Genomic DNA, 13,437 nt, shown 5'->3' with positions numbered 1-13,437 from the left:
CCACTCGGCGCCGATCGATGTTTACGGCAATACGCCTGTGCTGATCCACGTCCTCCCGATTAAAGTTGAATTTTGCCGCCTCAACGCCCATCATTCCCGTGCGGCATAAGCCGTAGAACTTACAGGTGAAATTGGGCGTATGGAATGGATCGCTGATCCAACAATTTGGGCCGGCCTGGCCACTTTGGTCGTGCTGGAAATCGTGCTGGGTATAGACAACCTTGTCTTCATCGCCATTCTGGCGGACAAACTACCGAAACAACAACGAGATAAGGCCCGTGTCGTCGGTCTGTTGCTGGCGCTGGTCATGCGTCTGGCTCTGCTCGCCTCCATATCGTGGCTGGCGACGCTGACCAAACCGATGTTCATCGTCGCGGAGCACCCCTTCAGCGGCCGCGATCTGATCATGCTGGTCGGCGGGATATTCCTGCTGTTCAAAGCCACCATGGAGCTCAATGAGCGGCTGGAAGGCAAGGATGAAGAGCAGCATGGCGCGCGCAAAGGCGCACGTTTCTGGCCGGTCGTGGCGCAGATCGTGGTGTTGGACGCCGTCTTCTCGCTCGACTCGGTGATCACCGCGGTCGGCATGGTCGATCATCTGGCAGTGATGATGATCGCGGTCTGCATCGCCATCGGTCTGATGCTGCTGGCCAGCAAGCCGTTGACACGCTTCGTCAACGCTCACCCGACTATCGTTATCCTGTGCCTGAGCTTCCTGCTGATGATTGGCTTTAGCCTGGTGGCGGAGGGCTTCGGCTATCATATTCCGAAAGGCTACCTCTACGCAGCGATCGGCTTCTCGGTAATGATCGAGGCGCTGAACCAGCTGGCGCAGTTCAACCGCCGTCGCTTCCTGTCAAAAGTGCGGCCACTGCGCGAACGCACCGCCGAGGCGGTGTTGCGTATGCTGAGCGGCAAACATGAAGAAGCAGAAGTCGACAGCCACTCCGCCAACCTGCTGGCCGATAGCGACAGCGAAAGCGGCGAGATCTTCAATCAGCAGGAACGACGCATGATCGAACGCGTACTCGGCATGGCGCAGCGCACGGTCAGCAGCATCATGACCTCGCGTCACGACGTCGAATACCTTGAGCTAAACGATCCGCAGGAGAAGCTGACGCAGTTGCTGGAGCGTAATCAGCACACGCGCATCGTGGTGGTGGAAAGCAGCGCCAGCGACGAACCGCTGGGCGTCATCCATACTATCGACGTCCTCAAACAGCAGTTGGCACAAGCGCCGCTGGATCTGCGCGCGCTGATACGCCAACCGCTGATCTTCCCGGAGCAGCTCACGCTGTTAAGCGCCCTGGAACAATTCCGTCAGGCGCAGACGCACTTTGCCTTTGTGGTTGATGAGTTCGGCTCCGTCGAAGGCATCGTCACCCTGACGGACGTGATGGAAACCATCGCCGGTAACCTGCCGGAGGCCGGTGAAGAGGTGGACGCACGCCACGACATTCAGCAAAACGAGGACGGCAGCTGGATCGCCAACGGCTATATGCCGCTGGAAGATCTGGTGCTGTACCTGCCGATGCCGCTGGAAGAAAAGCGCGAATACCACACGCTGGCGGGGCTGCTGATGGAGCACAGCCAGCGTGTGCCGCAAGAAGGCGAGCAAATCAGAATCGGTGACTACCTGTTCGAACCGTTGGAGGTCAACAGCCACCGTATCCTGAAGGTGAAGATCACCCCGCCGCCTCCACCGGAGGACTACGAGGTTTAGCATTGAGGCCGGGCATCCCCCGGCCTTTCTTTTACTGGGGAACCAGCAGCTCCGTCGCCACGATCACCACCACCAGCCCGACAATCACCGGCACCGAAGTGCGTTTTACCACGTCGAACGGCGAGATTTTCGCCATGCCGGAAACCGCTACCACCACACCGGAGACCGGTGACAGCGTGCGGCCGAGGTTAGACGCCTGCAGCATCGGGATCACCAGATAGGCCGGATTCACGCCCATCTGCGCCGCCAGTTTCGGGATCAGTTCGACAAACGCATAGAACGGCGCATTGCCGGAACCGGTGGTCATGGCCGCCAGCATGGTGATCACCACCAGCACCAGCATCATGATCAAACCGCCGGTGCCAAACGACTGCGCAAGGCCAATCAGCCCGCTGATAAAGCCGACGGTACTCAGCCCCTGCGCGAAGACACCCGCGGCCACCAGCAACATCACCACGCTGGCAAAAGCGTCCGCCATGCCGCGATAGGCTACCTCCAGGCCGCTGAACACCTGTTTGGCACTGAAGCTGCGCACAAACTCGATCACGGCCGCCAGCAGCATGCACCCTACCAGCACGGTAATGATGTGCAGCTCCGGCCCCCATTTTCCGTCGAAGATCAGCACGCCAAGGATCGGCGTAAACGGCAATATCGCGTAGAACCCCGGCGCATGCGTTTTGATTTCGCTGACGTCCATGATGTGATGCTGTTCATTGTTCTTTTTGTCGAGGTAGCGCTGCCAGAAAAAGTGCGCCACGGCCATACAGACGATGGCGGCAATCGAGATAGGCAGCGTGGTTTTGAACGCAAAGTCCACCAGCGGCATCTCCGCCGCCTTGGCTGCCAGCACCACGTCGCCGGAGGTCGGTGCCAGAATAATCGCCGCCGGCGAAGCGCAAATGGCCGCCGCCGCCCCGCGGCTAATGCCGACGTTCACCATCAATGGGAACAGCGTCGCCATCAGCAATACGCCGAGGCCGGTGGCGGAAGAGACCGCCAATGACATCAGGCAAGCGACAAAGTATGCCGCCACCATCAGCAGATAAGGCGAGTTGATCATCTGCAACGGGCGCGAGGCCAGCTTGACCACCACGTCGTTAGCGCCGATATGCGTCATGTACGCGGCAAAGCCGCACAGCATCATGATCATCATGCCCAGATCGCCGCCACGGCTCATCAGCAAAATCTTGACGTATTCGATCATGTCGGTCGCGCGCCAGCCGGTTGAGGTGGCGCCGGACGGCAACAGCGTTTTCCCCATCAGGGCACTGATGCCGAGCAGCAGCAGCCCCCCCACCAACAAAACGCCGGTAGCGGAATATCCCTTGATGATGTAACGGCCCACGCCCGCCGCGACTGCGGCGCCAATAAGAAGCTCTATCATGTTTCCTCAACTCGTCATGTTTTCGCGCTCAGGCGCATAGTCATAGCAGAACAGCCCTTACTCTGCACAAACTGCGCGCGAGCCTTCATGACCTTCATCAAGGTAACGGAGAGAAATTACCGCGGGAATCTCGATATTGACGCGGGCCACAATGTGGCCCGCGTCGTAGGGATTACAGTTTGTCGAGCAGCTTCTTCAGATCCTGGCCTTCGCGCGAATCTTTGTTCTTTTCAGCCCACTTGTTCAACGCATCCTTGGCCCGATCCTGCAGCGTTTTTCGCAGCACTTGATCGACTTGCAGTTGATAATTCAGCTGTTGCCAAGGCCCGTAAACCCGCAGCGGAATCGGCGTTTTTTGCAGTTGTTCGATCAGCTCGCCGCGCCCTTGCCATCCGCCGGTGACGCGCACGTTAAGCGCCATATCGCACTGCTTGCCCGGCATATCGATGCTGCCGGCGCCGGTCAGCGCCAGTAAAGGAGAATCCGCCGTCAGACCGCTGAGCTTGACCGTGCCTTGATTCAGGCTGGCCTGCGCAGAGACGCTTTTGACCTCGGTATAGCGCTGATAGCTGTCTTGCCCGCGCACGCTGTTATCGTTGCGCGCCACCGCCTGTTGGATCAGTTGCTGAATGTTCAGGCCGTGCAACTGCGCATCCTGCATCGCCAGCTGCGCCGTACCGCGCCAGCGGTGCTCAAATGACTGTGAAGAAAGACGATCGCCGGTCAGATCCCCTTTCATGCTGAATTTGCCGGTCAGCATCTGCGGCATGTCGAAGGCTTTGAGCACCGTGCCGAGTTCAACCTGGTTCAACGTCGGCTGCACGCTGATCACCGGTTTATTACCGCGCGCGTCCAGCGAGCCCGGCAAGGAGAAATCACCGCCGGCCAATTGCCCGACAAGTTTATGCAGCGTCAGTAGGCCGCGTTGATTATCCGCCGCGACGGCTAACTGGGTAACGTTCATACCGCGGTAGGTCAACTGCGCCGCCTGCAGATTCAACTGTGCATTGAAATTGCGCAGCGCTTCCAGGTTCTGCTGCCGATCGTCAACCTGGCTGGCGATCACCGGCGCGGCGGTCACGGCGGACTGCTCGGCGGTATTAGTGCTGGATTGCCAACCAGAAAGCGCGTCGAGATCGAGATTAGCCGAATTCAGATTCACCACATAGCCAGGCACCGTCCCGAGGCTGGCGCTGATATCGCCGGCCAATTGGCTGTTATTGGCACTGACGTTCAGTTGGCTGATGGCAATCTGCGCTGGCGTGTGCTGATAGACCACCTGTGCATTGCCCTCTCCCTGAATACCGCCATTAAGAATATCCGCGCCCACCAGTTGGTAATTGAACTGAGTCACTTTGGCGCCGATCTGGCGTGGGAACTGCTGTAGATCGACATCGGCCGCCATGCTGAAGGTCAGGTCACGCTGATCGCGGTTAACCCGACTGGAAAGTTCCAGCTGCGCCTGCCGTTTCTCCGTTTGTTGCAGAGTGAGATTGATATCCCGGACATTGATTTGCTCGTTGTCGGCGCGCTGCCAAACCAGCAGGCTGTCCACGACCCGTAGGTTGTCGATATCGAACTTCCAGGCCGCGTCTGCCGCGTCAGTACCGCTACCGGCGGGTGCGATCGGGGCGTCCACCTGAGAGTGCTCTTCACTGTCGGGCGTGAGGCGAATGACGGCATTTTTCAGCATCACCTGTTTAACAAACAGCTGATGCGACAATAGAGGCAATAGTTTGACATCGAGGCGCATGTTTTCCGCGCTCACTACCGGCGCCTTGGCACCCGGCGCGGTCAGCGTCATGCGCCCGGCCAGAATGCTGAGCTGTGGCCAGATATGCCAACGCAGGTCGCCTTCGAGCGTCAGTTGGTAGCCGCTCTTCTGTTCGACCTTTTTGACCATGTAACCGCGAAAATCATTCGGATTGACCAGCAGTACCAGCGCGGACATCCCCGCCACCACGACCACCAATAAAATCGCCAATGTCGTCAGTAATCTTCTCATGCCACCCTCTTGTCAGCGCCACACCGACGGTGCATCCCGCGCCGTTAGTCCTTGTCGATTCGACTGGCTACTGCGCCCTGCTGATCGCGATATTTTGCGTCCTGCCGGCTGTTATAAGGCCGGGCCGCCGGGCCGGACAACGGCTCAAAGCTCAAGGCGCCAATCAGCATCCCCGGCCGCAGCGCCAGCGGCAACTTGCCGGAGTTGTAAAACTCCAGCACGATGCGCCCATGCCAGCCCGGATCGATACGGTGCGCAGTGACGTGTACCATCAGCCCCAGGCGCGCCAGAGAAGAACGGCCGTCGAGCCACCCCACGAGATCGTCCGGCAACGTCACGGATTCGAACGTCACCGCCAGGGCCAGCTCGCCGGGATGAAGGAAGAACGCCTCGCCTTCCGGCAGGACAATCTCGTCGCTCATCACGCGATCCAACGCGGCGCTGACTTCGTCTTTCGGTCCGCTAAGATCGATAAAAGGCGCGGTATGGCCACTGAAAACGCGGAACTGATTGCCCAAACGGACATCTACTGTGGCCCCGTTGATGCGTTCGAGCGGCGGGCGCGGGGAAATCACCAGTTTCTCGCTATCCAGCCAGGCTTCTATATCGCGGTCGCACAGTCTCATGTCTCTCTTCTCCATCAAAACGCATAACTAAACAAAAATTGCCACACAACGGGCGAAAGGTCTACGCCGGGGTGCAAATAGTTGGCCGCCGGCCGGAAATGCACATTTCCGGCCATTAAGGGGCATTATTCAAAGAATTGGCTGATTTTGGCTTTCAGAATATCGATCGCGATGCGGTTTTTGCCACCGCGCGGGACGATGATATCGGCGTATTGTTTGGAAGGTTCGATAAATTGCAGGAACATCGGGCGCACGGTCTTCTGGTATTGCGCCATCACCGAATCCATCGAGCGGCCGCGCTCGTTGACGTCGCGCTTCATGCGGCGCATCAGGCAGATATCCAATGGCGTGTCGACAAAGATCGAGAAGTTCATTTCCTGGCGCAGGCGGATATCCGTCAGCAGCAAGATCCCTTCCAGAATAATGACTTTTTTAGGTTCCAGGTGGACAGTTTCTTTCTTGCGCGTGTGTTCGGTGTAGCTGTACAGCGGCAGCTCGATCGCCTTACCGGCCTTCAGCATCTGCAGATGCTGGAACAACAGGTTGTGATCCATGGCGCTCGGGTGGTCGTAGTTGGTTTTGACCCGTTCTTCCATGGTCAGGTGAGTCTGGTCTTTATAGTAACTGTCTTCTGGAATAACGCCGATGTGCTCATCGCCGACCTGCTCGCGGAGTTCGCGGTACAACGTGCTGGCGATAAGGCTTTTTCCGGAGGCAGATGCGCCAGCTATACCAATAATGACGCACTGATGCGGATTGTCAGTCATAAAATTAAAGACCTGATTTCATAGTGTGAAGGGGGGAACTAAAACGCGACAATTATAGGGAGTCGCCGGGGTTTGCGCCACTGTATATTGCGCGACGGCGGGCGAATTCGGGCTATCTCGTCTTATCGGTACTGCCGTATTTTAAGAATCTCACGGCTAGGGCAACGCGCGCTAACAAGATACACTCCTGCGCTGACTTATGCTCCCCCATTCCCCTTCATCGGAGATTGATGTGCTGGATTGGTATTTTCTGACTTTTTTCGGCGACAGCATGCTGCTGCTGCCCTGCGCGCTGATTCTGTTTTTGTTGCTGATCGCGTATCCCGCCACTCGCGCGGCAGGCTGGCAATGGGCGCTGATCTTCGGTTTCACCGGCGGGCTGGTCTGCCTGTCCAAACTGGCCTTTATGGGCTGGGGCATTGGTAGCGTAAGTTATGACTTCACCGGATTCAGCGGCCATTCAGCCCTCGCGGCAAGCATCTGGCCGCCATTGCTTTGGACGTTGACCGGTCGCTTTTCCCACCCCATACGTAGCATCGCTTTACTGACCGGGTGGATATTACCTTTCGCCATCGGCGTTTCGCGGCTGGAAATTCGCGTGCACTCGGTATCCGAGGTGATCAGCGGGCTGATTTTAGGCTACCTGGCCAGCGCACTGTTCCTGTGGTTGCAGCGGAGCAAAACGCGCCCGCATCTCTCTTGGCCGCACTTCGCCATCGCGCTGGCCTTGCCATTGGCGCTGATGGGACAGCGGCAGCCGGCTCCCACCCAGGGATTGCTGGAGCATATCGCCAAAACGCTGGCACAGATCGAACGTCCTTATACCCGGGCAGATTTGCACAACCCTGCCCGCATCCTATAAAAAAACCCGGCGTTTAAGCCGGGTTCTTGCATTACGATAGGCTGATTACAGCGCGCGGAACGCAATCTCTGTCGGGATCGCCTCGCCCTGCCAATACATCTGCGCAGCCACACGGCCGGCCAATTGACGATACATGTCGGCGAATTCGCTGTCCGGTCGGCTGATCACCGTCGGCGTACCGCGATCCAGATCTTCGCGCAGCGAAATATGCAACGGCATCTGCCCCAGCAGACGACTGTTGTATTTCTGCACCAGCTTCTCGGCGCCACCGGTGCCGAAAATCGGCTCATGGTGACCGCAGTTGTTGCAGATATGCACGCTCATGTTCTCCACGATGCCCAGCACCGGCACATGCACTTTCTCGAACATCACGATGCCCTTGGCGGCATCCAGCAAAGCGATATCCTGCGGGGTGGTAACCACCAGTGCGCCGGTCACCGGAATGTTCTGCGACAGCGTCAGCTGAATGTCGCCGGTACCCGGCGGCATGTCCAGCACCAGATAATCCAGATCCGGCCACAGCGTATCCTGCAACAGCTGCATCAGCGCCTTACTGGCCATCGGTCCGCGCCACACCATAGCATTGTCGTCGGTCACCAGATAGCCGATAGAGTTGGTCGCCAGGCCGTGCGCCATGATTGGTGCCATATGTTGACCGTCCGGCGAAGTCGGCCGCTCGTGTTCGGTGCCCAGCATATTGGGGATCGACGGGCCGTATATGTCGGCGTCCAGAATGCCGACCTTGGCCCCTTCGGCGACCAGCGCCAGCGCCAGGTTGACGGCGGTGGTGGATTTCCCCACCCCGCCTTTACCGGAGCTGACGGCGATGATATTGCGCACGCCTTTGATACCGGCCTGGCCGTTGGCACGCTTCAGCGTCGTGATATCGTGTTTAAGCTTCCAATCGATGGCGCTGGCGCCGGTCACGCGCAGCAGCTCGGGGCCAACGCTTGCCTGCAGCGCTTCAAAGCCGCTCAGCCAGGCAAACGGCATCGTCAGTTCGATATGCAGCACATCGTCCAGCAACGCGCAGTGATGGATAGCCTTCAATGCGGTCAGGTTGTTTTTCAACGTCGGGTGTTCAAAGGCGGCCAGTACACCGGTCACCAGGGCGCGCAGAACTTCGGGGTTGGTCTGCTCAGGGGATTTTGCGTTCATCCCGGCTCCTTGATTTTGAATGGGTAGCTTCCGGCTAAGCATATCAGAACTGCCCGGCGGCTGGCGCGTATAACCTGCAAGAAACCGCCCTAGCAGCGAAGAGCGCGATCGGTTAACATCGAAGGCCCTTTTATTCATTACAGAAAGCAAGTTCTCACTATGGCTCAAGTCGCGAAAAAATTATTGGTGACGTGCGCGCTACCGTACGCAAATGGTTCCATCCATCTCGGCCACATGCTCGAGCACATCCAGGCGGATATCTGGGTGCGTTACCAACGAATGCGCGGCCACGAAGTGCATTTCATTTGCGCGGACGACGCGCACGGCACGCCGATCATGCTGAAAGCGCAGCAGCTGGGCGTAAAACCGGAAGAAATGATCGCGCAGATGAGCCAGGAGCACCAACAGGATTTCGCCGGCTTTGGCATCAGCTATGACAACTATCACTCGACCCATAGCGATGAAAACCGTGAGCTGTCCACCCTGATTTACAGCCGCCTGAAAGAAAACGGTTTTATCAAGAACCGCACCATTTCTCAGCTGTACGATCCGGAGAAAGGCATGTTCCTGCCGGACCGTTTCGTGAAGGGCACCTGCCCGAAATGCAAATCGCCGGACCAATACGGCGACAACTGCGAAGTGTGTGGCGCCACCTACAGCCCGACGGAACTGATCGATCCGAAGTCCGTGGTTTCCGGCGCGACGCCGGTAATGCGCGACTCCGAGCACTTCTTCTTCGATCTGCCGGCCTTCAGCGAAATGCTGCAGGCGTGGACGCGCTCCGGCGCGCTGCAAGAGCAAGTGGCGAACAAGATGCAGGAGTGGTTCGAATCCGGCCTGCAGCAGTGGGACATCTCCCGCGATGCGCCTTACTTCGGCTTCGAAATCCCGGATGCGCCGGGCAAATACTTCTACGTCTGGCTGGACGCACCGATCGGCTACATGGGTTCCTTCAAGAACCTGTGCGACAAACGCGGCGATCTGGACTTCGACGAGTTCTGGCGCAAAGACGCCACCACCGAGCTATACCACTTCATCGGCAAGGACATCGTCTACTTCCACAGCCTGTTCTGGCCGGCGATGCTGGAAGGCAGCAACTTCCGCAAACCGACCAACCTGTTCGTGCACGGTTACGTGACGGTGAACGGCGCCAAGATGTCCAAGTCGCGCGGCACCTTCATCAAGGCCGGCACCTACCTGCAGCACCTCGACGCCGACTGCCTGCGCTATTACTACGCCGCCAAGCTCTCTTCACGCATTGATGACATCGATCTCAATCTGGAAGACTTCGTGCAGCGCGTGAACGCCGACATTGTCAACAAGGTGGTGAACCTCGCTTCGCGCAACGCCGGCTTTATCAACAAGCGCTTCGGCGGCAAGCTGGCCGACAGCCTGGCCGATCCGGCGTTGTACCAGACCTTCGTCGACGCGGCGCAGAGCATCGCCGAAGCTTATGCCAGCCGCGAGTTCAGCCGTGCAATCCGCGAAATCATGGCGCTGGCCGATCTGGCCAACCGTTACGTGGATGAGCAGGCACCTTGGGTGGTGGCGAAGGAAGAAGGCCGCGACGCCAATCTGCAGGCCATCTGCTCGATGGGCATCAACCTGTTCCGCGTGCTGATGACTTACCTGAAGCCGGTGCTGCCTTCACTGACCGAACGCGCCGAAGCGTTCCTCAACGCCGAGCTGAGCTGGGACGCAATCCCGCAACCGCTGCTGGGCCACCAGGTGAACGCATTCAAAGCGCTGTTCAACCGTATCGATCTGGATAAGGTCAGCGAGATGGTCAACGCCTCGAAGGAAGACATGGCCGCCGCCAAACCGGTGACCGGTCCATTGGCCGATGATCCTATTCAGGAAACCATCACCTTCGACGACTTCGCCAAGGTAGACATGCGCATCGCTCTGATCAAGAGCGCCGACTTTGTCGAAGGCTCCGACAAGCTGCTGAAACTACAGCTGGATCTGGGCGGCGAACTGCGCCAGATCTTCTCCGGCATTCGCTCCGCTTACCCGGATCCGAAAGCGCTGGAAGGCCGTCTGACCATCATGGTCGCCAACCTGGCGCCGCGCAAAATGCGTTTCGGCGTTTCGGAAGGCATGGTGATGGCGGCGGGCCCTGGCGGGAAAGAGATCTTCCTGCTGAGCCCGGACAGCGGCGCGCAGCCTGGTATGCAGGTCAAATAACCGCACCGGTGCGTAACATCGAGGGTCGAGCTTGCTCGGCCCTTTTTTAATGTCTCAAACCCGACGTTATAAGCAGTAAGAAAAAGTCATAACCGCTCTGATTCCCTCGCCTGCCGCATCTCGCTATGATGCTCCGCAACAACAAATAGACGTCCAGACAGAAAGACTGCTATAACAGACCTTCACCGGGATCGTTTCCCTGCTTTTTGGAGCCTATAATAATGAAAAACGTCAAGACTTCGCTGCTCGCCCTCAGCCTGCTGGCTGCCCTGCCGTTGCAGGCAGCGGAAAACGCCGCCGTGCCAGCTGCCATCGCTCAGCATCAGGGGCCGGTGCGCATCGCGGTGATCCGCAACCTCGGTTCCGACGACAACACCACGCAATTTTTGGCGGGTGCCATCCAGGAAGGACGCAAGCTGGGCTTCAAGGTGGACACCTTCCTCAGCAACGGCGACGACGCGCGCTTCCAGGACTTCGTCAACCAGGCTATCAGCCAGAAATATGACGGCATCATTCTCTCACAGGGGCGAGCCCCCTATTCCACCGAGCTGGTCAAACGCATCGCGGCAGCCGGCATCGCCGTCGCGGCGTTCGATACCGACGTCAGCGGCAGCGTTCCCGGCGTCACCGTCTCGCAGCAGGACGACGCTTCGCTGGCCAACGCCTCCTTCGGCCAGTTAGTGAAGGATTTCAACGGCCAGGCCAACATCATCAAACTCTGGGTAGCCGGCTTCCCACCGATGGAACGCCGCCAGGCCGCCTATCAGCAGCTGCTGAAACAGCATCCGGGCATTCATGAGCTGGAATCGATCGGCGCGGTCTCATCCGACGTACAGGGCGATACCGCCAACAAGGTGGGCGCGGTGCTGGCTAAATACCCGAAAGGCAAGATAGACGCCATCTGGGGCACCTGGGACGCCTTCACCCAAGGCGCTTACAAAGCGTTGAAAGAGAACGGCCGCACCGAAATCAAACTGTACAGCATCGATATCTCCAACCAGGACTTGCAGCTGATGCGCGAAGCCGGCAGCCCGTGGCAGGTCAGCGTGGCGGTGGATCCGAAGCTTATCGGCGCAGTCAACCTGCGCCTGGTGGCCAACAAGATCGCCGGGGAAAGCACGCCGGACAGCTATCAGTTCAAAGCGACGGTCATTCCGCAGGCGCTGTTGCTGGCGCAGCCGGGGCCGGTCAACGTCGCCGGGCTGGCGAAGATCATCCCCGGCTGGGGCAGCAGCAGCGACTTCGTGCAGCCGTGGTTCGCCACGCTGCAGGCCGAACACGGTAAATAATGCTGTTTTTGACGAGGCTGCCGACGCAGCCTCTGTTTTTAAACTAATTTTCGGCTTCCCCCTTCCGTCCTCGCCAAAATACGCTATGTTATCTGCATTGCCCAATAACTGTATGCATAAACAGGCTTCGAATGAAGGGATTCCCCTCGCTGATTAACACGCTGCTGGCCAGTTCGCTGGTGTTGACCATCGGCCGCGGCGTGACGCTGCCGTTCATTACCATCTATCTCACCGAGCATTTCCATCTGCTGCCGAAGAGCGTGGGCGTGATCCTGGGCGTCAGCCTGACCCTCGGCATCCTTGCCAGCCTGTACGGCGGCTATCTGGTGGACAAATTCAGCAAGAACCGCCTGATCCTGCTGTCGATTTTATTGTTTGCGCTGAGCTTCTTCGCCCTTCCCTGGATCCCGCGCCCCGGCGGCGTGATCGTGGTGCTGGCGATCCTGCATACCTGTTATTCGGTGCTGAGCATCACCATTAAAGCCTGCTTCGCCGACGGGTTGCCGGTTGAGCAGCGCATCAAGGCTTTTTCAATCAACTACACGCTGGTCAACGTCGGCTGGGCGATCGGTTCTGCACTCGGCGTTCTGGTGGCCGGGCTTAGCCCGCTGCTGCCGTTTTACCTGTCGGGCGGGTTGGCGCTGGCGACGGTGGCGACGCTAAGCCTGCGCTTGCGCGGTCGGGAACAGCGCGCAACGCCAGCCGCCGCCCCCGCAGCGCTCCCCAACTTCCGCCAGACGGTGACTATCCTGCGCAGCGATCGGCGGCTGATCTACTTCACCCTCGGCAGCACCCTGGGCGCCGTGGTGTTCGGTCAGTTCACCGGCTATCTGTCGCAGTATCTGACCACCGTCTCCAGCGCCGAGTTCGCCTACAAAATCATCGGGCTGGTGATGATCGTCAACGCCAGCATCGTTATCGCCCTGCAATACCTGCTCAGCCGCAGTATGCGCCAGGAAAACATGCTGCGCTGGCTGGTGCTGGGCACGCTGTTTTTCATCGTCGGGCTGCTCGGTTTCATGGCGGCCGGCCAGGCGGTCTGGCTGTGGCTGGCGGCGATGGCGGTGTTTACCCTCGGCGAAATCATCGTGATCCCGGTGGAATACATGTTCATCGACTTTATCGCGCCCCCGCACCTGAAAGGCAGCTACTATGGAGTACAGAATCTCAGCGCGCTGGGCGGTGCCATCAACCCGGTACTGTGCGGAGTGCTGCTCAGCTATGCCGCGCCGCCGTTAATGTTCGTGATGCTGGTCGGCGCCGCGCTGCTCAGCCTGCTGTTTTTCTTCCTCGGCCACCGGCTGGCAGAACACGCGGCGGCAGCGGCCGAAGACACGCGCTGAACCCGCGCGTGGCAGCCATTGCGGGCTGTCAACCCGCCGATCGGGTATGGCACCCATAGCGATAATTCATGGTGCGATCTGTGGCATGGCTCA

General features: G+C 58.8%; 10 protein-coding genes. 5 read left to right on the top strand and 5 right to left on the bottom strand.

The window, feature by feature from the left end; genetic code table 11:
- Positions 1-139 precede the first annotated feature (139 nt).
- Positions 140-1,723 (top strand): TerC family protein, encoded by a 1,584-nt coding sequence (locus ACJ8J4_RS12745; RefSeq protein ID WP_025302162.1) that lies wholly within the window; start codon positions 140-142, stop codon positions 1,721-1,723.
- A gap of 31 nt (positions 1,724-1,754) precedes the next feature.
- On the opposite strand, the gene dcuC is transcribed toward ACJ8J4_RS12745, so the two are convergent.
- The 4 genes from dcuC to udk form a co-directional block, all read right to left on the bottom strand.
- Positions 1,755-3,107 carry an anaerobic C4-dicarboxylate transporter DcuC gene (gene dcuC / locus ACJ8J4_RS12740; RefSeq protein WP_025302161.1) on the bottom strand — a complete coding sequence of 451 codons (1,353 nt, stop codon included), beginning with the start codon at positions 3,105-3,107 and terminating at the stop codon, positions 1,755-1,757.
- 172 nt (positions 3,108-3,279) lie between these two features.
- The gene (asmA, locus tag ACJ8J4_RS12735) at positions 3,280-5,112 is read right to left on the bottom strand and encodes an outer membrane assembly protein AsmA (protein WP_089195689.1); all 1,833 of its coding nucleotides are present in this window, start codon (positions 5,110-5,112) and stop codon (positions 3,280-3,282) included.
- A gap of 44 nt (positions 5,113-5,156) precedes the next feature.
- Positions 5,157-5,738, bottom strand: coding sequence for a dCTP deaminase (gene dcd / locus ACJ8J4_RS12730; RefSeq protein WP_019454407.1), 582 nt, complete (start codon positions 5,736-5,738; stop codon positions 5,157-5,159).
- A gap of 125 nt (positions 5,739-5,863) precedes the next feature.
- Positions 5,864-6,505 (bottom strand): uridine kinase, encoded by a 642-nt coding sequence (gene udk, locus ACJ8J4_RS12725; RefSeq protein WP_004938922.1) that lies wholly within the window; start codon positions 6,503-6,505, stop codon positions 5,864-5,866.
- Positions 6,506-6,737: 232 nt separating this feature from the next.
- Between udk and ACJ8J4_RS12720 the strand changes: the two genes are divergently transcribed.
- Entirely contained in the window at positions 6,738-7,367 is a 630-nt protein-coding gene (locus ACJ8J4_RS12720; protein WP_197835320.1) for a phosphatase PAP2 family protein, read from the top strand.
- 45 nt (positions 7,368-7,412) lie between these two features.
- Here the strand turns inward: ACJ8J4_RS12720 and apbC are convergent, their stop codons facing one another.
- Complete coding sequence (gene apbC, locus ACJ8J4_RS12715; protein ID WP_197835318.1) at positions 7,413-8,525, bottom strand: iron-sulfur cluster carrier protein ApbC; 1,113 nt, start codon at positions 8,523-8,525, stop codon at positions 7,413-7,415.
- Positions 8,526-8,684: 159 nt separating this feature from the next.
- Between apbC and metG the strand changes: the two genes are divergently transcribed.
- From metG to ACJ8J4_RS12700, 3 genes are all read left to right on the top strand, one after another.
- On the top strand, positions 8,685-10,712 hold the full coding sequence (gene metG / locus ACJ8J4_RS12710; RefSeq protein ID WP_197835316.1) for a methionine--tRNA ligase: 2,028 nt from the start codon (positions 8,685-8,687) through the stop codon (positions 10,710-10,712).
- Between the two features lie 221 nt (positions 10,713-10,933).
- Positions 10,934-12,001 (top strand): sugar ABC transporter substrate-binding protein, encoded by a 1,068-nt coding sequence (locus ACJ8J4_RS12705; RefSeq protein ID WP_197835314.1) that lies wholly within the window; start codon positions 10,934-10,936, stop codon positions 11,999-12,001.
- A 131-nt stretch (positions 12,002-12,132) separates the two neighbouring features.
- Positions 12,133-13,344: an MFS transporter gene (locus ACJ8J4_RS12700; protein WP_264383884.1), complete on the top strand. Its 1,212-nt coding sequence runs from the start codon at positions 12,133-12,135 to the stop codon at positions 13,342-13,344.
- Positions 13,345-13,437 lie beyond the last annotated feature (93 nt).

It is taken from the genome of Serratia sp. CY47280, from assembly GCF_052168655.1.
Classification (GTDB): Bacteria; Pseudomonadota; Gammaproteobacteria; order Enterobacterales; family Enterobacteriaceae; genus Serratia; species Serratia bockelmannii.
The sequence above is the reverse complement of the archived record's forward strand: the minus strand, read 5'-3'. Positions and strand labels throughout refer to the sequence as shown.